General features: G+C 42.8%; 24 protein-coding genes. 16 read left to right on the top strand and 8 right to left on the bottom strand.

Going from position 1 to position 17620, the window contains the following annotated elements:
* Nucleotides 1–63: 63 nt before the first annotated feature.
* Complete coding sequence (gene orn / locus DPG01_RS16575; protein ID WP_004697635.1) at nucleotides 64–618, bottom strand: oligoribonuclease; 555 nt, start codon at nucleotides 616–618, stop codon at nucleotides 64–66.
* A 124-nt stretch (nucleotides 619–742) separates the two neighbouring features.
* On the opposite strand from orn, the gene rsgA reads away from it, so the two are divergent.
* The 4 genes from rsgA to secB all read left to right on the top strand — a co-directional run bounded on the left by rsgA (nucleotide 743) and on the right by secB (nucleotide 3057).
* Entirely contained in the window at nucleotides 743–1801 is a 1059-nt protein-coding gene (rsgA, locus tag DPG01_RS16580) for a ribosome small subunit-dependent GTPase A (RefSeq protein ID WP_110975823.1), read from the top strand.
* Between the two features lie 97 nt (nucleotides 1802–1898).
* Entirely contained in the window at nucleotides 1899–2306 is a 408-nt protein-coding gene (locus DPG01_RS16585) for a rhodanese-like domain-containing protein (protein WP_086210474.1), read from the top strand.
* Between the two features lie 19 nt (nucleotides 2307–2325).
* A complete protein-coding gene (gene grxC / locus DPG01_RS16590) occupies nucleotides 2326–2580 on the top strand; it encodes a glutaredoxin 3 (RefSeq protein ID WP_004697632.1) in 255 nt (84 codons plus the stop codon).
* A 27-nt stretch (nucleotides 2581–2607) separates the two neighbouring features.
* Nucleotides 2608–3057, top strand: a complete 450-nt coding sequence (gene secB / locus DPG01_RS16595; RefSeq protein WP_004697631.1) for a protein-export chaperone SecB — start codon at nucleotides 2608–2610, stop codon at nucleotides 3055–3057.
* A 60-nt stretch (nucleotides 3058–3117) separates the two neighbouring features.
* On the opposite strand, the gene DPG01_RS16600 is transcribed toward secB, so the two are convergent.
* Together DPG01_RS16600 and coaBC are read right to left on the bottom strand one after the other, a co-directional pair.
* Nucleotides 3118–3507, bottom strand: coding sequence for a cytochrome b562 (locus DPG01_RS16600; protein ID WP_086210476.1), 390 nt, complete (start codon nucleotides 3505–3507; stop codon nucleotides 3118–3120).
* A gap of 76 nt (nucleotides 3508–3583) precedes the next feature.
* On the bottom strand, nucleotides 3584–4858 hold the full coding sequence (gene coaBC, locus DPG01_RS16605; protein WP_086210477.1) for a bifunctional phosphopantothenoylcysteine decarboxylase/phosphopantothenate--cysteine ligase CoaBC: 1275 nt from the start codon (nucleotides 4856–4858) through the stop codon (nucleotides 3584–3586).
* 111 nt (nucleotides 4859–4969) lie between these two features.
* Between coaBC and radC the strand changes: the two genes are divergently transcribed.
* Both radC and DPG01_RS16615 read left to right on the top strand, forming a co-directional pair.
* Nucleotides 4970–5662, top strand: coding sequence for a RadC family protein (radC, locus tag DPG01_RS16610; RefSeq protein ID WP_110975824.1), 693 nt, complete (start codon nucleotides 4970–4972; stop codon nucleotides 5660–5662).
* Nucleotides 5663–5737: 75 nt separating this feature from the next.
* Nucleotides 5738–6649, top strand: a complete 912-nt coding sequence (locus DPG01_RS16615) for a bestrophin family protein (RefSeq protein WP_004983451.1) — start codon at nucleotides 5738–5740, stop codon at nucleotides 6647–6649.
* A 69-nt stretch (nucleotides 6650–6718) separates the two neighbouring features.
* On the opposite strand, the gene DPG01_RS16620 is transcribed toward DPG01_RS16615, so the two are convergent.
* Nucleotides 6719–7570, bottom strand: coding sequence for a PHP domain-containing protein (locus DPG01_RS16620; RefSeq protein WP_110975825.1), 852 nt, complete (start codon nucleotides 7568–7570; stop codon nucleotides 6719–6721).
* A 44-nt stretch (nucleotides 7571–7614) separates the two neighbouring features.
* Between DPG01_RS16620 and DPG01_RS16625 the strand changes: the two genes are divergently transcribed.
* The 4 genes from DPG01_RS16625 to mnmC are packed head-to-tail and all read left to right on the top strand — an operon-like array spanning nucleotide 7615 to nucleotide 11016.
* On the top strand, nucleotides 7615–8229 hold the full coding sequence (locus DPG01_RS16625) for a septation protein IspZ (RefSeq protein WP_086210480.1): 615 nt from the start codon (nucleotides 7615–7617) through the stop codon (nucleotides 8227–8229).
* A gap of 29 nt (nucleotides 8230–8258) precedes the next feature.
* The gene (locus tag DPG01_RS16630) at nucleotides 8259–8561 is read left to right on the top strand and encodes a YciI family protein (RefSeq protein ID WP_110975826.1); all 303 of its coding nucleotides are present in this window, start codon (nucleotides 8259–8261) and stop codon (nucleotides 8559–8561) included.
* Between the two features lie 4 nt (nucleotides 8562–8565).
* Nucleotides 8566–9072 carry a hypothetical protein gene (locus DPG01_RS16635; RefSeq protein ID WP_086210482.1) on the top strand — a complete coding sequence of 169 codons (507 nt, stop codon included), beginning with the start codon at nucleotides 8566–8568 and terminating at the stop codon, nucleotides 9070–9072.
* Between the two features lie 36 nt (nucleotides 9073–9108).
* Complete coding sequence (mnmC, locus tag DPG01_RS16640; protein ID WP_110975831.1) at nucleotides 9109–11016, top strand: FAD-dependent 5-carboxymethylaminomethyl-2-thiouridine(34) oxidoreductase MnmC; 1908 nt, start codon at nucleotides 9109–9111, stop codon at nucleotides 11014–11016.
* Nucleotides 11017–11110: 94 nt separating this feature from the next.
* On the opposite strand, the gene DPG01_RS16645 is transcribed toward mnmC, so the two are convergent.
* Entirely contained in the window at nucleotides 11111–11425 is a 315-nt protein-coding gene (locus tag DPG01_RS16645) for a rhodanese-like domain-containing protein (RefSeq protein WP_110975827.1), read from the bottom strand.
* A gap of 91 nt (nucleotides 11426–11516) precedes the next feature.
* Here DPG01_RS16645 and DPG01_RS16650 point away from each other — a divergent pair, with 91 nt between their 5' ends.
* The 3 genes from DPG01_RS16650 to DPG01_RS16660 all read left to right on the top strand — a co-directional run bounded on the left by DPG01_RS16650 (nucleotide 11517) and on the right by DPG01_RS16660 (nucleotide 13169).
* Nucleotides 11517–12005 (top strand): YajQ family cyclic di-GMP-binding protein, encoded by a 489-nt coding sequence (locus DPG01_RS16650; RefSeq protein ID WP_004697619.1) that lies wholly within the window; start codon nucleotides 11517–11519, stop codon nucleotides 12003–12005.
* A gap of 28 nt (nucleotides 12006–12033) precedes the next feature.
* Nucleotides 12034–12534 (top strand): DUF4442 domain-containing protein, encoded by a 501-nt coding sequence (locus tag DPG01_RS16655; RefSeq protein ID WP_086210484.1) that lies wholly within the window; start codon nucleotides 12034–12036, stop codon nucleotides 12532–12534.
* Between the two features lie 137 nt (nucleotides 12535–12671).
* Nucleotides 12672–13169: a nuclear transport factor 2 family protein gene (locus DPG01_RS16660; protein ID WP_110975828.1), complete on the top strand. Its 498-nt coding sequence runs from the start codon at nucleotides 12672–12674 to the stop codon at nucleotides 13167–13169.
* A gap of 68 nt (nucleotides 13170–13237) precedes the next feature.
* Here DPG01_RS16660 and DPG01_RS16665 read toward each other — a convergent pair whose 3' ends face one another.
* Genes DPG01_RS16665 through DPG01_RS16675 form a run of 3 tightly spaced genes read right to left on the bottom strand, consistent with a single transcriptional unit; the run spans nucleotide 13238 to nucleotide 15006 of the window.
* Complete coding sequence (locus DPG01_RS16665; RefSeq protein WP_086210486.1) at nucleotides 13238–13660, bottom strand: acyl-CoA thioesterase; 423 nt, start codon at nucleotides 13658–13660, stop codon at nucleotides 13238–13240.
* 17 nt (nucleotides 13661–13677) lie between these two features.
* Nucleotides 13678–14109, bottom strand: coding sequence for a thioredoxin TrxC (gene trxC / locus DPG01_RS16670; protein WP_086210487.1), 432 nt, complete (start codon nucleotides 14107–14109; stop codon nucleotides 13678–13680).
* Entirely contained in the window at nucleotides 14110–15006 is an 897-nt protein-coding gene (locus DPG01_RS16675) for an alpha/beta hydrolase (RefSeq protein WP_086210488.1), read from the bottom strand. It lies immediately after the preceding gene.
* 124 nt (nucleotides 15007–15130) lie between these two features.
* On the opposite strand from DPG01_RS16675, the gene DPG01_RS16680 reads away from it, so the two are divergent.
* The 3 genes from DPG01_RS16680 to DPG01_RS16690 all read left to right on the top strand — a co-directional run bounded on the left by DPG01_RS16680 (nucleotide 15131) and on the right by DPG01_RS16690 (nucleotide 17457).
* Complete coding sequence (locus DPG01_RS16680; protein ID WP_005401736.1) at nucleotides 15131–15466, top strand: TIGR01244 family sulfur transferase; 336 nt, start codon at nucleotides 15131–15133, stop codon at nucleotides 15464–15466.
* Nucleotides 15459–15884, top strand: coding sequence for a beta-lactamase hydrolase domain-containing protein (locus DPG01_RS16685; protein ID WP_110975829.1), 426 nt, complete (start codon nucleotides 15459–15461; stop codon nucleotides 15882–15884). The genes DPG01_RS16680 and DPG01_RS16685 overlap by 8 nt, the downstream gene beginning before the upstream one ends.
* A gap of 196 nt (nucleotides 15885–16080) precedes the next feature.
* A complete protein-coding gene (locus tag DPG01_RS16690; RefSeq protein ID WP_110975830.1) occupies nucleotides 16081–17457 on the top strand; it encodes a dihydrolipoyl dehydrogenase in 1377 nt (458 codons plus the stop codon).
* Nucleotides 17458–17620 lie beyond the last annotated feature (163 nt).

The following is a 17620-nucleotide window of genomic DNA, read 5'->3' on the forward strand; positions in this document are numbered from 1 at the left end:
CACCCTCAGCTTTATTCTATTCGATTTCAATAAAAAAGAGGCTAACGCCTCTTTCTTTAGTACTTATTTATTCATAATAAAAAAGTATTCGCGATAATACTTCAGTTCCGCAATCGAATCACGAATGTCATCCATCGCTAAGTGTGAAGCATTCTTTTTCAAGCCACTCATAATTTCTGGACGCCAGCGTTTAGCCAACTCTTTTACCGAAGATACATCTAAATTACGGTAATGGAAATATTGTTCCATTTCAGGCATTAAACGGTGTAAAAAACGGCGGTCTTGGCAGATTGAATTGCCACACATCGGTGAGCTTTTTGGATTGACCCATTTTTTTAGAAATTCTAAAGTTTGCTGCTCAGCATCCTGTGCCGTCAATTTACTGCGACGTACACGTTCAATTAAGCCTGATTGACCATGTTGGCGGGTGTTCCACTCGTCCATTGCATTTAGTACGCGATCGGGCTGATGTACAGCAAGCACAGGCCCTTCAGCTAAAATATTTAAGTTATCATCCGTCACAATTGTAGCAACTTCAATAATTTGGTCGTTATCTGTATCGAGACCTGTCATTTCAAGGTCAATCCAAATCAAACGCGTATCAGCGGTGCTGCTCATAAATGTGCAATCTTATTCGGCTTAAAAACGATGATAGTAGCAAATTAATTGCTTCGATGCTGTAACTGCTACCCTGCTTCGTGCTATTTTTGCCATCTTGAATTCATGGTTTTTTAGGATATGAATGGCTTTAATTCGTAAACGTCGTTTAACTGAACAGCAACAACGTCGCATTCAGAAACAACAGCAAACACGTCAAGAAGATATCGACACTTCAAATGACTTAGAAGGCTTGGTGGTACAACACTATGGCCGTCAGCTTGAAGTGCAAGCCCTTACGACTCCAGATCCACATCCCATCAAACCGACGGTACAAGCAGGCGAGCCTGAACCGTTTTGGAAACCGATTGAACTCGGCAGTATTTGGCGCTGTCATACACGTACCAACCTCGAACTATTGGTCACAGGTGATCGTGTCAAATGGCAAGCCGACCCAAATACAGGACTGGGAATCATCAATGCCATACAGCCACGTCAGTCGCTACTGACTCGTCCAGACCGTTACCATAAAGTGAAACCTGTCGCTGCCAATATCAGCTTGATTGTAATTGTGTTTGCGCCACTGCCTGAGCCTGCACCAGGTCTAATTGACCGTTATTTGGTGGCCTGTGCCGATGCCAATATTCCAGCACTGTTGGTGCTGAATAAAACCGATTTACTCAAAGACAATGACCCGATTTTAACGTTGATTGCGGAATATCAAGCCTTAGGCTATGAAGTGATGCAAACACAAGCCGATGGTGACTTAACGGCTCTGACCCAGCGTTTAAAAAATGAAACGGTAGCCTTTGTCGGTCAGTCTGGTGTTGGTAAAAGCACCCTGATTAATGCCATCGTGCCAGACGCTGCACAGAAAACCAATGTGATTTCTGAAAACTCAGCCTTAGGACAACACACCACGACCTCTACCCGTTTGATTGGTTTTGGCGAAGGCGCCTCGCTGATTGACTCGCCGGGTATTCGTGAGTTTGGTTTATGGCACTTAGATGCTGACAAAGTGCAACATGGTTTTCCTGAAATTGAAAACTTATTGGGCTACTGTCAATTCCGAAACTGCACCCATAAGCATGAAAAACAATGCGCCTTACGCTTAGCCGCTGCAAATGGTGAAATTTTAACACGCCGTTTAGACAGCTATTTACGTCTGATTGATGAAATTGCTGAAGCTCAGCAAAAAAATTAATTTTTATTCAACCTTAGCCCTTGAAGCGGTGATTTTGATCACCATATTTTATGAGCTATACTCTCTAGCAATTTTTGAATTGTAATTTAGGTGACTTGTGGAACGTTGGTTGGAGTTTATGGGGAATCACCCCTTCTTATTTGGAACACTTGCGGTATTGGTTGTTTTGTTTTTCGTACTTGAAGGACAACGCAATGGTCGCAAAATTTCACCACAATCTTTAGGTATTTTAGTGAAAGCTAAAAATGCCATGTTGATTGACTTACGTGATGCCAAAGATTTCCGTGAAGGTCATATCAGTGGAAGTCGCAACATTCCCTACAGCCAAATTACCAAACATGTTGAAGAGTTAAAAGCTGCAGATCGTCCACTCGTGTTCATCTGTAACTTAGGTCAAGTGGCAGGCACTGCTTTACAACAAGTTGCGCATACTGACAGCTATCGTTTAGATGGCGGGATTAGCAACTGGAAAGCTCAAGGCTTACCACTGGTCAAAGCTAAATAATTCGCACAAGGAGAAACTCATGGCTCAAGTCACTATTTACTCAACGACTGTATGTCCATATTGCGTTCGCGCAAAACAGCTCCTTGAGCGTAAAGGCGTTGAATATAAAGAAATTAATTTATCTAAAGAAGCGCCTGAAGTCCGCATTGAATTGATGCAACGTACCAATCATCGTACGGTTCCACAAATTTTTATTGATGACCAATTTATTGGTGGTTTTGATCAACTTTATGCTTTAGAGCGTGAAGGCAAACTCGACCAACTATTGGCATAATTAGCTCAGCATATTAAGGATTAGAAAATGAGTGAAGCTCAACCACAACTTGCTTTAGAACGTATTTACACAAAAGATATTTCTTTTGAAGTCCCTGGGGCGCAAGTTTTTACCAAAGAATGGCAACCAGAGTTGAACATCAACTTGTCATCTTCTGCTGAAAAAGTTGATCCAACTCACTACGAAGTTTCACTTAAAGTGGTTGTACAAGCGAATAATGCAGGTGACACGGCGTTTATCGTCGATGTCACTCAAGCGGGTATTTTCCTTGTAGATGGTGTTGAAGAAGAACGTCTTCCGTACATCTTAGGTGCATATTGCCCAAACATTTTATTCCCATTCCTTCGTGAAGCGGTGAATGATATGGTGACTAAAGGCAGCTTCCCGCAATTGTTACTTACACCAATTAACTTTGATGCTGAGTTCGAAGCAAATATGCAGCGTGCTCAAGCCGCTGCTGTTGAAGGTCAAGCTTAAACTTTTAAGCCCTTCAAACATAAAAAAGACCGCTTTTGCGGTCTTTTTTATTGTACTGAATTATTTAAACGTTTTATGACCTTGCTGCTTAATGGCTTCAAACTTGGCTGAACTTTGTTTGGCTTCAGTCAACTTTCCTGCATGTACGAGATGTTGAGCATGTTCAATCTCTTGAGATAATACATCAAAACTTTGCTCATATTGCTTCACTTGAGCACTGTCTTTTGCTTGTTTCGCTAACTTTCCAGGCTTATTTTGTTTGGCAGTTACTGCGGCTTTTTGCATTTCAGTTAATGCGTTATTTGCCTCTGTGGCAGTCTGGGCTTGAGCAAAAGCCTTTGAGTTCTTCGCCAAAGATTTCATCGCGCCTTCTAGCACTTCCGATGCTTGTGCAAATCCTGCCAAACATATACCACTGCTCAACAGCATGACCTTTAATAGTGTTTTCATTCTTATTCCTATGAGTTTGCAAAAAAATGCAGCCTAAGGCTGCATTAAATATGGCAAAAACTAAGGACGATGTAAATTAAAAATCATCATCACTTTCAGGGTCTCGGTGTAAAGCATCATGAATCGCTTCAACCAACTGCAACGCAATTTCTTGTTTCGACGCTTTTTCCAGATCACGTTTTTGCATTTTATAATGTTCTGCAAAAAAGACTATCATCGCATTTTCATCAGACGCAAAACCAATATCGGGGCGTGACACATCATTACAGGCAATCATATCGAGCTTTTTCGCGACTAATTTACCTGCAGCATATTCTTCGACATTGCGTGTTTCTGCTGCAAAGCCAACCATGAACGGGCGTTTATCTTGCTGTGCAATGGTCGCCACAATATCAGGATTTTTGATTAAAGAAACATTGAGCTCATCCCCTGCTTTCTTAATCTTATGCTCTGCAACTTCTGCAACGCGATAGTCTGCAACAGCAGCAGTCGCGATAAACACATCACAGCCTTCATCCAACATTTGCATACTGATATCCAACATTTTCATGGCAGATGAAACATTGATCCGGCGTACACCATTCGGCGTGTCTAAGCTGACAGGACCTGCAATTAAAGTCACTTTGGCTCCAGCCGCATAACATGCAGCGGCAAGAGCAAAGCCCATTTTACCCGTACTGTGGTTGGAAATATAACGCACAGGATCAATCGCTTCACGCGTTGGCCCAGCAGTAATGGTGACTTTTTTACCGGCCAGCATCCCAAATTTTTCAGCCATGGCACGCTGTGCTTTATGGAAGTATTCTGTCACTTGATGTGCCAAATCCTCGGGCTCAGGCATACGGCCTAAACCAACATCACCACAAGCTTGAGCACCCGCATCTGGCATGATTACATGCACGCCATCGTCTACCAAAGTCGCTAAATTACGCTGCGTCGCTTTTGCTGCCCACATTTGTTGGTTCATGGCAGGTGCAACCCACACAGGGGCTTTGGTGGCTAAATATAAAGTAGAAAGCAGGTCATCAGCTAAACCCGCAGCAAACTTTGCAATGGTGTTACAACTAGCAGGCGCAACCAAAAGCAAGTCTGCCCAGCGCGCCAGCTCAATATGTCCCATGCCCGCTTCGGCTTCAGGGTCTAACAATTCAGTATGCACAGGATTGCCTGACAAGGCTTGGAATGTTAATGGGGTAATAAAGGCTTGTGCGCCTTCGGTCATGACCACACGGACTTGAAAACCTGCGTCTTTTAAACGACGAACTAAGATGGCACTTTTATAGGCAGCAATACCGCCCGTAACAGCTAAAAGGATATTTTTATTTGGAATCACACTGAGATCAAAGCTCACGAACAGGCTACCTTTCTGTTGCAGTGGCGCTCACAATAGCATTAAATAGTCTTATACCCAATAATCGGTTGGGTCATGTTCCTCAAATTAAGAATAAAAAAGTATAAAAGAATGCACTTATCTATAAAAAAATGGCCCGAACAAGAACGGCCACGTGAACGCTTGTTACAACAAGGGCCTGCCAGCCTCTCTGATGCGGAACTACTGGCTATTTTTATCCGCTCGGGCTCAACACAACATTCTGCGGTCGAATTGGCCCGTCTGCTGTTACAGCATTTCGGCAGTCTGAATGCCGTTTTCGATGCTGAACTGTCCGAACTCAGCCAATTTCACGGCATTGGCCCGACCAAGTATTCACAATTAATGGCCGTCAAAGAATTGGGACGACGCTACAGTAGTCAGCAGCTCAAGCAAGAAAAGTTAGAGCTCAATCATTCAGCTCAGTTACTCAAGTTTTTACAATATGAATTTTCAAGCGAGAACCAAGAGGTTTTTGCCGTACTCTGTCTCGATGCACATTTAAGAAAAATAAACTTTAAAAAGTTGTTCTTTGGTGCAGTAAATTCTTGTGAAATCTCGATCAACCAATTGCTACGTTATTGTATTGCTCAACATGCTACCTTTATGGTGATTGCCCATAACCATCCGCTTGGAAAAGCTCAGCCCTCCGCGGCGGATATCGGACTGACCGAGCGTATTCTTCAAGCCAGTCAGCTCGTGGACATTCAACTGATTGATCATTTTATTTTATCGCCTGAAGGTACATTTTCTTTTGCTGAACACGACCTGATCCAACCCGCTTAAATATGCAGACAAATGATTGACAAATACCACGACAAATATGAAGATCAAGCAAAATTGTAAAAGAATTCTAATCACATGATTGTGCGTGATCAGCCCAGTATTTTTAAGGTGCTTTTTTCATGGCGTGGCACCATTCTTCCCAAAGTTTTACCCCCTTTGGGCGTGGTCATGTTGGTCTCTGCCATTATTGGCATTTTGTCCTATGTCGGCTATTTTCATTTCCCTGAACTGCCCTTGGTCGGCTTCACCCTCATTGGGGTAGTCCTTTCTATTTTCCTCGGCTTTAAAAATAGTGCCTGCTATGACCGTTGGTGGGAAGCACGGAAGCTATGGGGTATTTTAATTGCCAATTCACGTCACTTTGACCGTGACTGTCGTATCTTGACCCAAGGTCGTCGTGAACGTGTAATTCAACATGTGATTGTCTTTGCCAATGTCTTGCGTGACCGTTTACGCCATCAAACAGCCAATCCTACGGAACTGGTGGAAACCAGTGGCCTAAGTCAAAATGCACTGACTCAGCTGTATCAACAAGCCAATGCCCCGCAGTACACCCTCAGTTTGATTCAGTGGGAGTTAATGCAAGCATTAAAAGAAGGTGAAATTAGCGACATTGTGTATGCACAGTTGAATCAGCATGTTGCTGACCTAAGTGTAGTGCAAACCGGTTGTGACCGTATTGCGACAACGCCACTACCTTTTGCCTACTCGGTATTACTCAATCGTACGGTGTATTTTTTCTGTCTCATTTTACCGTTTAGCTTAGGTTCAACCTTGGGTATTTTCACCCCGCTATTGGTTGGTGTGTTGGCCTATACCTTTTTAGGACTCGATGCTTTGAGTTCGGAAATTGAAGAACCTTTCGGAACGCAAAGTAATGATTTGCCGCTGGACTCGATGGTACGTACCATCGAAATTGAACTGCTTGGGACTTTAGGTAAACCTACCCCTCCCCCGATTCAAGCACAAGACAATAATCTACTCTAAGCGAACTCACGCTTACCTTCTCTTAGGCCATATATAGTTTATGGAGAAGGTAGCAATCCTCAAAAACATTTAGACAAAACTGTCCCAAATCCCCACTTGTCCCTCTTTGACTCTGGGAATATTGCCCAATTTAATCCATGGCATATTGTCACCATGAAAATCACTACCGACCGATACTTTTAAATCATGCTCAGCAATCATCCGATCCACCATTTGACGGGTAGAGGTCGGTTCAACACTGGGTGGCAACTCAACCGCATCCCCACCAAACTGCGCAAAGATTTCAATCAGATAGCGAATATTGGTGGCCGATAAGTCATAACGTGTCGGGTGCGCCAATACTGCAAAACCACCACTGGCATGAATCACCTGAATGGTTTCTTCTAAACCCAGCCCATCAAATTTCACGTAGGCTTTTTTGCCTTCCTTAATATATTTATCAAACGCTTGTTGCGCGCGACTCACATACTTTTTTTCAACCAAGGTCTTGGCAATATGGGTTCGAGTCACGCGGTCAGGCATCTGTTCAACTTTCGCCAAAACATCGAGATAAATATCCTCACCAATCAGTGGAATCAATAAATCACAAATTTCTTTGGCGCGGCGCGCGCGGATTTGTTTTTGCTGTTCAAGACATTTTTGTAGTGGCTCTAAATCTTGCATATTCAATGCAACCACATGCACGCCATAGTTTTTCTTAGTCGAGGGTCTCGACCACTGACTGGAAATTTCTACACCTGAAATAATACGTATCGCATGCGACTTTGCAGCCAACTCTGCTAAAGCAAGGCCATCCATGGTGTCATGGTCTGTCAAAGCCAAGGTATGAATACCTTTTTCTGCTGCAGCATCAACCAATTGCTTCGGTGTGAAAGTGCCATCAGAAATATTGCTGTGAGTATGTAAATCTACGCCTTCCATCACTTATACTAGCTATTTATTTGAACAGATTTAGATACTCTAACATGAAAGCACTTTTAGACTTTGTGCCGCTGATCATTTTCTTTTATTTATATAAAACTGTAGATCCGAAAAATACTGATCACCCATTACTTCAATTGATTGGTTCTGCTGGGGGTGTCGATAATAATAATATTCTTGTAGCCACCACAGGTTTAATTATTTCGATGCTGATGGTTTACGGCGCACTGTTCTTCATGCAAAAGTTCCGTTTAGACAAACAACAGTGGATTGTGTTGTTTATGACGGTTATTTTCGGCGGTGTTACCTTAATGCTGTCAGATGACTTTTACATCAAACTCAAAGCGGCCTTACTGAATATAATTTTCTCAGGTGCTTTCTTACTTTCCCCTTATTTTGGCAAAGAACGCAAACCGCTGATCAAACGTTTGTTCGGCCCAATCTTCAATTTAACCGACGCAGGTTGGAAAAATTTAAACTTTGCATGGGCGGCCATGTTTGCTCTCATGTCTTTTTTACACGTATTTTTCGCATTTTTATTTATGGACGGAAAATATTGGGGAGAATTCACGGCTTTTGGTGACATGATCGTGATGTTTTCCTTTATCATTATTCAGTTTATTGTATTACGTAAATACTTTAAATCTTCTGAAGAGTAATTTAGCCAGAACATACATCGAGAATTCATATGCCGCTATTCGTTGTCACATGTACCGATCAGGAAGGGACTGTCGAAAAACGCCTTGCTACACGTCCAGAACATCTTGTTCGTTTACAAAAGCTCAATGATGAAGATCGTTTAATTGTTGCTGGTGCAATGCCTAAAGACCCAAGCAATCCACAAGCGGGTTTTTATGGCAGTACGATCATTGTTGACTTTGACTCACGTGAAGCACTAGATGCATGGTTACAGGAAGAGCCTTTCTTAAAAGCAGGGGTTTATCGTCATATTGATGTTAAACCATTTAATAAAGCATTCCCTCAAGGATAAGGTCATGCGTGTCGTTGTCACAAGCTTATTGGGTTTATCTCTTCTTTCTTCTATGGCATGGGCGGTTGAAACCGCACCTGCTCCAAGTGTAGCACCTGCCGTCCAAGCAACGACTGCGGCTCCACCACCATCTGGACACAACACCGCTACACAACCAAAAATTATTCCTGCTGTAGCAACCATTAGTCCAAATGGTCAACCACAGGAAGCCAAACCGCTCACCGCTGAACAATTGGCGAAAAACAAAGCCCTCCAAGATGCCAAAGTCAAAGCATTGGTCAAAGACCAAGCTTCTCGCTTAGCTCAGTTAGAAAAAGCCAATCTTGATGCTTTGGCACAAAACCAAGAGCTACAACTTAAAAATGACAGCCTCGGTGTACAAGTACAGGTTTTACAAAGCGAACGCAGTGCACAAATGTTTCTCTACGGTGCAGCAACCATCGCTGTGGGTGTCTTACTTGGTTTTTTAATTGCTAGTTACGTTTATACCAAACGCCGTCGTCAGTGGTAAGCTAAGCCCTATTAGAAACAATAGGGTACTGTGGCTTTGTCAAGCGCAATTCAAACTGCCGATTTAGAGTGGCAACAAGTTGATGGCATTGATGTGCCAGTTTCAAAACAATTTGGCGATGTCTATTTTTCCAAAGACAATGGTCTACTTGAAACACGCCATGTGTTTTTAAATGGCAACGATTTATCTGAGCGCCTGTCAAATCTTCAGCCCTTTGAATATTTTAGTGTGGGTGAAACAGGCTTTGGCACAGGGCTCAACATCTTGGCACTTTGGCAACTTTGGCAACAAGTACGGCCAAATAACCACAGCCATCTCCATGCCATTTCAGTTGAAAAATTTCCGCTATCTAAGGCTGATCTGATACGCGCACTCGATGCTTGGCCTGAACTTAAACCGATCGCCGATGAATTGATAACACAATACCCGCATCCGATTGCGGGTTGTCATCGCCTGAGCTTCCCGAATGAACGTTTTAGCCTAGACCTTTGGTTAGGCGATGCCCACGATGTTTTCCCTAGTATGGCAAAAACCAGTAGCGTTAACGCATGGTTCCTCGATGGGTTTGCACCCTCATGTAATCCTGACATATGGGAAGAACAAGTTCTTCAACATATTATTCGCCTATCAGATGTCGGGACGACCTTTGCTTCGTTTAGTGTTGCAGGTGTACTTAAACGTGGATTAAAACAGTATGGTATTTCTATTTCACGCCCACGTGGATTCAAACACAAACGCGAAATGCTCAAAGCCATCTGGTTCCCTGCTGAGCCTGAACATACATCAGACGCTGGAGATACCAAATCGGTATCGGATCAAAACCGACTTGGTCAACGACCATACCCTTTTAAACAGCGCCGTATCGCAATCATAGGTGCAGGGATTGCAGGTTTAACTAGTGCATGGGCCTTTGCTGAGCGTGGGCACCAAGTCACGCTCTACGACCAATCTGAGCCACTCGCAGGAGGTTCAGGCAATCCGCTGGCCTTACTCAACCCCAAACTTTGTCCGATTGAACAAAGTCATGAACATCTCATGACCTTGGCTTGGCAACATGCTTTACAGCACTATTCCAAATTTCAAGCTTTTCGCCCGATTCAAGTACATCAACTGGCGCTTAAAAAAGCCGAAGACTTACTCGATCTCGAATCACAATATCCTGCGGGTCTTTTGACAGCCGAAACCGCTGCTGATTCAGCGTTAATCACTGAATATTCCAGTCTGAATTTAACCGAAGCGGGCGCCGTTTCACCACATCAACTCAGAGATCAAATCTTAGCGCGTCCGCTGATTCAGTTCGTACAAGCCAACATTACTCAAATCCATCCAGAGCACAATGAAATCGTAGATGAACAAGCTCAATCTCTAGGTCAGTTTGATCACGTGATTGTGTGTTGTGCACGCCACACGGCTACTTTCTTTGAGCAGTACCCTGTGCTGAAGCCCATTCGTGGACAAGTTAGCTGGGTGGAGAACACGTCACAAGCATTCGCACTTGATCAAGCCTATAGCTATGGTGGCTATTGTATGCAGCTTGATGCTCAACAGCTCATCTTAGGCGCATCCTTCTATCCGAATCGAGACGACAGCGATGTTTTACTTGAAGACCATGTGCATAACTACGAGCTTATCCACAGTGTCTTTCCAGATTATGCACAATCACTTCCTGATGTGAGGACTTGGCAAGGCCGTGCATCCGTTCGCTCGCAAAGTTTGGACTATTTTCCAGTACTTGGTAGAATGTCCGAACAGTCTGAAATTTATAGCTTTGCAGGCTTAGGCTCTAAGGGCTTCTTGTTTGCGCCTTTATGCAGTGAAATTTTAGCGGCACAGATACTAAAAGAGGCCTGCCCTGTTCCTGAGTCACTGCTACAAAAGCTCAGTCCAACCCGATTCCACAAGAAAGTCAAAGCCAAAAAGCCTTATTTTAAAGCGCAAACTTAGCACTATGGCTAAAAAGCCAATGATGTGATAAATCCAGCACCTCATGGTTATAAGACATTAAAAAAGCGCCTTACGGCGCTTTTTTTGCTATTGCTTAGTTGCCCTGCTCTAAGGCTAGACCAGCATCACGAGCAGCACGAGTACCGCCCATTAAAATGACATACTCACGTGCACTATCAAAACCTTCAAGTAGCTCTGCTGCACGTGGTGCTTTGCTTCCGCCGCCACATAATATATAAATCGGTTGACCCGTCGACACCTGAGTAAGGCTCTGTGCTGATAGTCCCGTGATGGGCTTATTAACCGCCCCTTTCACGTGTGCTTCGGCATAAGCATTTGAATCGCGTACATCCCAGATGATCGCATCCTCTGGGAACTCAAATGTTGTAATTTCTTGTTTACGGATCATTGCGCACTCCTTTGATGTAAACAACACTTGGCAAATGAAGAAAACATCCCTAGCATCTCAGATATTCTTTCTATTTGTAAAGGTCTAATCCATGCCATCTTTTGATATTGTTTCAGAATTAGAAATTTTTGAGGTAAATCATGCTGTTCAGAATACCCAAAAGGAAATTGCAACCCGTTTTGACTTCCGCGGTCAAGATGTTTCAATTGAACTCAATGAAAAAAACAAAGAAATTAAAATCTCAACAGAAAGTGATTTCCAGTGCGAACAAGTTTATACCATGTTAGAGAACCATTTCTTTAAGCGTAAAGTTGATATTCAAGCGCTTGATCCACAAAAAATGACCGCTTCAGGTAAAAATGTACTTCAAGTGGTGAAATTAAAAGACGGACTTGACTCAGATACCGCAAAAAAAATCAACAAAGCCATTAAAGAAAGCGGCATTAAAGTGCAATCTTCAATTCAAGGCGACAAAATTCGTGTGACTGATAAAAAGCGCGATACATTACAGCAAGTAATGACGTTTTTAAAAGAACAGCAATTCGGTCTGCCTTTACAGTTCAATAACTTTAAAGACTAATCCCCTTGTTCGATCATTTGAGGTAACTATGCCAAAGGCCAATCGCTTATCTAAAATTGTAAAAGCCACTTCTCGCTTGCCGAAAGCGTTGCGTACGCGATTATGGAGTCAAGCTTTTGGTCGCATAGTTCCCATGGTCGGCAGTGCTCATATCCGTTATTTACAAGTGAGTCATAGTGAAGTCGTCGTCAAAATCGAAAACCACCGAGCTATGCAAAACCATATTGGACAGTTACATGCCTGCGCCATGGCTTTGATTGCTGAAACAGCAACTGGCTTTGTCACAGGGATGAATGTGCCTGACCATTGCATCGTTCTGATTAAAAGCATGCATATTGACTTTAAACGTCCAAGTAAAGGTGCCATGACAGCGACAGCCACCTTAACACCAGAACAACAGCAACTGATGCAAACTACCGCCAAAGGTGAAACTTTAGTTTCTGTGACAGTAATGGATGAATCGGGTGAAGCACCTGTTCAATGTGAAATGTTATGGGCTTGGCTCGATAAAGCATCATTAAAAAAATAAGAATGTAAATATAACTTACTGTTTGGTAAGTATAAAATTTACAACAATACGCTAAAGCCGCGACTAAAACTTACTATATCTTTGCTTCAACTCAGCTCAAAATCATGCTACATAATATGAATATTTGAGCTGACTTAATGAAAAAAAGACTAATTTTAGCAACGACCCTATTTTCTTTAGGGCTTGTCGCCTGCCAACAACACAACCCAGCCAACACATCGGTTTCAACAACGCCGAGTCACCATTCTGCCTCTGCTCTGACCGAACAGAATAAAAAAATTGTGGTGGACTTTTATGAAGGGGTTTTTAGCAAACATCAGGTTCAAACCTATTCAGACCGCTATATTGGTACACAATATATTCAACATAATCCCTATGTTGCAGACGGAAAAGCGCCTTTTGTAAACTATTTCACCCAGTATTTTAAAGAACACCCGCAAGCAAAAAGTACCATCAAACGTGTGATTGCCGATGGTGATTTGGTTGTACTGCACGTCCACTCCACCCAAAATGCACAAGACCGCGGAGAGGCTGTCGTTGATATTTTCCGTGTCGAACAAGGCAAAATTGTAGAACATTGGGATGCCGTGCAGAGCGTGCCTGCCGAATCAGCAAATAGCAACACGATGTTCTAAAGCTTAATCACTTTTCAAATAATTATAAAAAAGCCAGTATTATTACTGGCTTTTAGCTCGTCTCAAGCTTAATTGGCTTGATTGGCAAAAAATTTCTCTTTCACATCAGTTGGAATTTGGCGCTTATTGCCTTTGACATCCACTGCCACAAAGGTAAATACACCTTCAGTTACACGTACAGGTGGGCGTGAACTATCATGACTGTCCCATACCTCAATTTCCATTTGAATCGAGGTATTGCCTACTTTTAGAATTTTAGTATAACAACTAATCACGTCCCCGACTTTGACAGGGACCAAGAATGTCATCTGATTAATCGAAATCGTTGCACAACGCCCTTTACTAAAGCGTTCTGCGTGAATTGCGCCGGCCAAATCCATTTGTGACACAATCCAACCACCAAACACATCTCCACTCCAGTTGGTATCAGCTGGCATTGCAATCGTTTGAAGAGATAGCATCCCTTCTGGTTTCACATGAATCTCTGACACGTTGACTCCAATTTTCGTTATGACTGGGCTTGCAACTGTTGATCTAACCATTGTTGCAATTGTGGCGCACGGAGCGCGCCGCTTATTCTAGCAATTTCAGTAGTTTTATTCATTAAAACTAAGGTTGGAATACTTCGCACATTAAAGGCACTACTTAATCGTGGAGATTCTTCAGTATTAATTTTGGCAAAAATCACTTGTGGATTTTGTTTCGCCACTTCAGCAAAATGCGGTGCCATCATTTTACAAGGACCACACCACTCTGCCCATAAGTCAATCAATACAGGCAAATCACTATGGCTAATAAACTGACTAAAGTTTTGTTCATTCAACTCAATAGGTGTAGCAGGCAGAAGCGTAGCATGACATTGACCACAACTCGGATTAGCATTCAGCTTCTCTTCAGGGACACGATTTTTTGCCATACAGGTCGGACAGACGATAATCATTTAATTGACTCCAATATGTTGGTGTAAAAATTCTAATTGGGTCGAAATGGCTTTTTCAAACCAGGTGGCATGATAAATATCGAAATGTTGCATCTCCCATTCATGATATTGAACAAAGGGAGCAATATTGGTCGCCGCTTCACGACTCGACTCAATAGGTATGAGGCTATCATGTTTTGCTGCAATAAAAAGCACAGGAATATTAATTTGCCGTACATTTTGAATCGGACGATAACGGATTAAATTAAAAAATAGTCGTGCGGGAATCTCACCACTCCAATAATAGTCTGGATTGATAATCGAACGATAACCCAAATACGCATCTTGGGTCGGCATAAAACACAGCTTTCGGGGGTCAACTACGGGTAAAGTCGTTGGCGCTAAACCAACTTTGCCCCCCATATAATCTTGGCTGGACAGCTTTAATGCTTTCGGGAGTTGCTGTAACGGGTAAAGCTTGGCACTTTCAGCACCATCGACAAAAGGCACTTGTGCCATCACCGCCTGAACATTTTTGAACTCTGCAGCAATATCGAGTACATATCCACCGCTGAGTGCCGTCCCCCACAGCACAATACGTCGGCTATCAATCGACTTACGCTCTTTGACATGGTTAATCATGGTGCGCCAGTCTTCGAGCTGCTTTTTAATCGACACCAGCTCTCTTGGGCGCCCCGTACTCCCCCCCCAATAACGATAGTCGAATAACACGACCGCATAGCCCGCTTGTGCAAACCGTTGCGCAAATTGAATCAGTTTGAATTGGCGAAGCCCAGCCAAGCCATGAGCCATCAAAATCACTGCGGGCTTCTCTTCAGTTTTCGGACGGTAAAAATCTGCTGCAATGACCTCTTGGCCACTTTTCACATACAGCGGTTCAACGGTATAGGCGTGCATACCTGCTCCATTGCGTTATTTTATGGTTGTAATCGCTTATAAATATTTCAACAGCATAGGCTGAGCTTTCAGCTTAATGCTATCATAAAGCATATCTCGATTATCTTAATTTTGGAGTGACAGGATGAGTGAAAATGTAGGCTTTGCAGGTCAAATTGGTCCTGAACATTTGGTTCAAGTGGTTGAAAAAGGGTTTAAATCTGTGATCAATAACCGCCCAGATATGGAAGGTGGCCCAGAACAACCGACCAGCGCTCAAATCGAGGAAGCTGCACGTGTAGCAGGCTTGGATTATGTCTACCAACCTGTGGTTGCTGGTCAAATCACCGAAATGGATGTTCGTACTTTTGCCAACCACTTTAATGAACTTCCAAAACCTGTTCTCATGTTCTGCCGTACAGGTAATCGCTCAAATAACTTGTACCAACTTGCCAAACAAATGGATCTGTTAGATGACTAAACGGTTGTTTAAACACGTCATCTGTACTGCTCTGCTTTTAGCAAGCAGTACACTTTGGGCAGCAACGGAAACACTCAGTCAGTCACTGAGTCCGCAACTGAGTGTTTCAGGACAAATGACCACAGATAAGTTTCAACAATTGATGAAACAAGGTTTTAAGTCAGTCATTGTCAACCGACCTGATCAAGAACAAGGCAATACCGTTCGCGTTGAGCAACTACGAAGTATCGCAGAGCAAGCGAAAGTCAGTGTGATTTACCAGCCAGTTACCAGCAGTAAAATTTCTGAAACAGACGTGATTGAATTTGCTAAATATTATAATGAGCTCCCCAAACCCATTTTAATGGTCTGTAAAAGTGGTGAACGTTCAAGTCGGCTCTTTCATCAAGCCAAACAATTAGGACTACTGCATGAATAAGCTCTTTCTTCTTTTACTCTGTTGTACGCTTATAACTGCATGTAGTTCAATGCATGTTCGACCTACTGTTGGCGTCAGCGTTGGTAGCAGTTTATAAATAATGACGGCAATCCATGCCAATTTTTACAAAATATAATCCCCAAGCTCCATGAATATGTTAACTATAGAGTAATCTTGCTTAGGTAAACTCTGTGTTATGTATGATCTGATTATTATTGGGGCAGGAACTGCGGGTATTGCAGCCTACCAACAAGCCATTAAGTCCACACAAAATCTATTAATCATTAATGATGGACCGTGGGACACCACTTGTGCACGTGTCGGCTGTATGCCCTCAAAAGTCCTTATTTCTACAGCCAATCGCATGCATGATATTCAACATGCGGATCGTGTCGGATTAAAAGTAGAATCAAAAATTGACCGTAGCCAGGTCATGCAACACGTACAAGCACTCCGCGATCGCTTTACCTCTAGTACCCTTAAAACCGTCGAGAGCTGGCCTAAGACGCACAAAGTTCAAGGCCGTGCTCACTTTGTCGATGCAAAAACGGTCGAAGTGAATGGGCAACTCTACCAAGCCAAAAGCTTTATTTTAGCTGTAGGCTCCACACCAAGTTTTAACCCAATGTGGAAAGATGAACTCGGTGATCGACTTATCACCTCCGATCAAATCTTTGAACTTGATGCTTTACCTAACTCCTTAGCCGTTATTGGGAGTGGCGTCATCGCGATTGAACTCGCGCAAGCCATGCAACGACTTGGTGTCAAGACCACGGTCTTTGCACGTAGCCGTAAAGTCGGCGTTCTGACCAATCCTAAATTACAGCAGTTGGCACAAACAGAAATTGGCGATGAACTTGAAATCAAGTTCGAAGTTTTACCCACTGAAGTTAAGTATACAAACGATCAAGTTGAACTTAGTTTTACTGAAAATGATCAGCCTAAAACACTTAACGTCGATTATTTACTGGTTGCTACTGGACGAAGTAGTCTTTTAAATACGCTTAAACTCGAAAATATCGACACATCATTCACAGACTTAAAACATTTACCTGTTGATCCTAAGACCAAACAACTCGCTGACTACCCGATTTTTATCATTGGCGATGCACATACCGACACCCCTCTGCAACATGAAGCTGCACACGAAGGTAAAGTTTCGGTTAAAAATGCATTGAACTTCCCCACTATAGAATCATGCAAAACTCTAACACCTTTAGGCATCGTGTTTAGCAACCCAGAAATGGCAATGGTTGGACAAAACTTTAAGCAACTACAAAGTGCAAATATCAATTTTGTCATCGGCGAAGTATCCTATGCAAAACAAGGACGTGCATTGGTTCTGGGTAAAAACTATGGGGCCATCGAGGTTTATGTAGATAGAAGTAGCCGAAAGCTACTGGGTGCTGAATTACTCACAGAGTCTACTGAACATTTGGCCCATTTATTGGCATGGATGATTGCAGAAGAATTGACTGTCGATGAAATTTTGGAAAAGCCATTTTATCACCCAACCCTTGAAGAAGGCTTAAGAACGGCTTTAAAACATGCTCGTCGACAACTCAATCCCTAAGCTGCCAAATTCATGTTCTCTTGCTATAGGTACTTAGACGTTTACGGTGCGTGATTAAACGATTTCATCAACCGTCTTCAATGAAAAGCTGAGTTCTATTTTTTGAATGAGGTTGATCCAAACCAAAAACCAGATACTGATAAGACATCAGCATTAATCAATG

Source organism: Acinetobacter sp. WCHAc060042, from assembly GCF_003231195.1.
Classification (GTDB): domain Bacteria; phylum Pseudomonadota; class Gammaproteobacteria; order Pseudomonadales; family Moraxellaceae; genus Acinetobacter.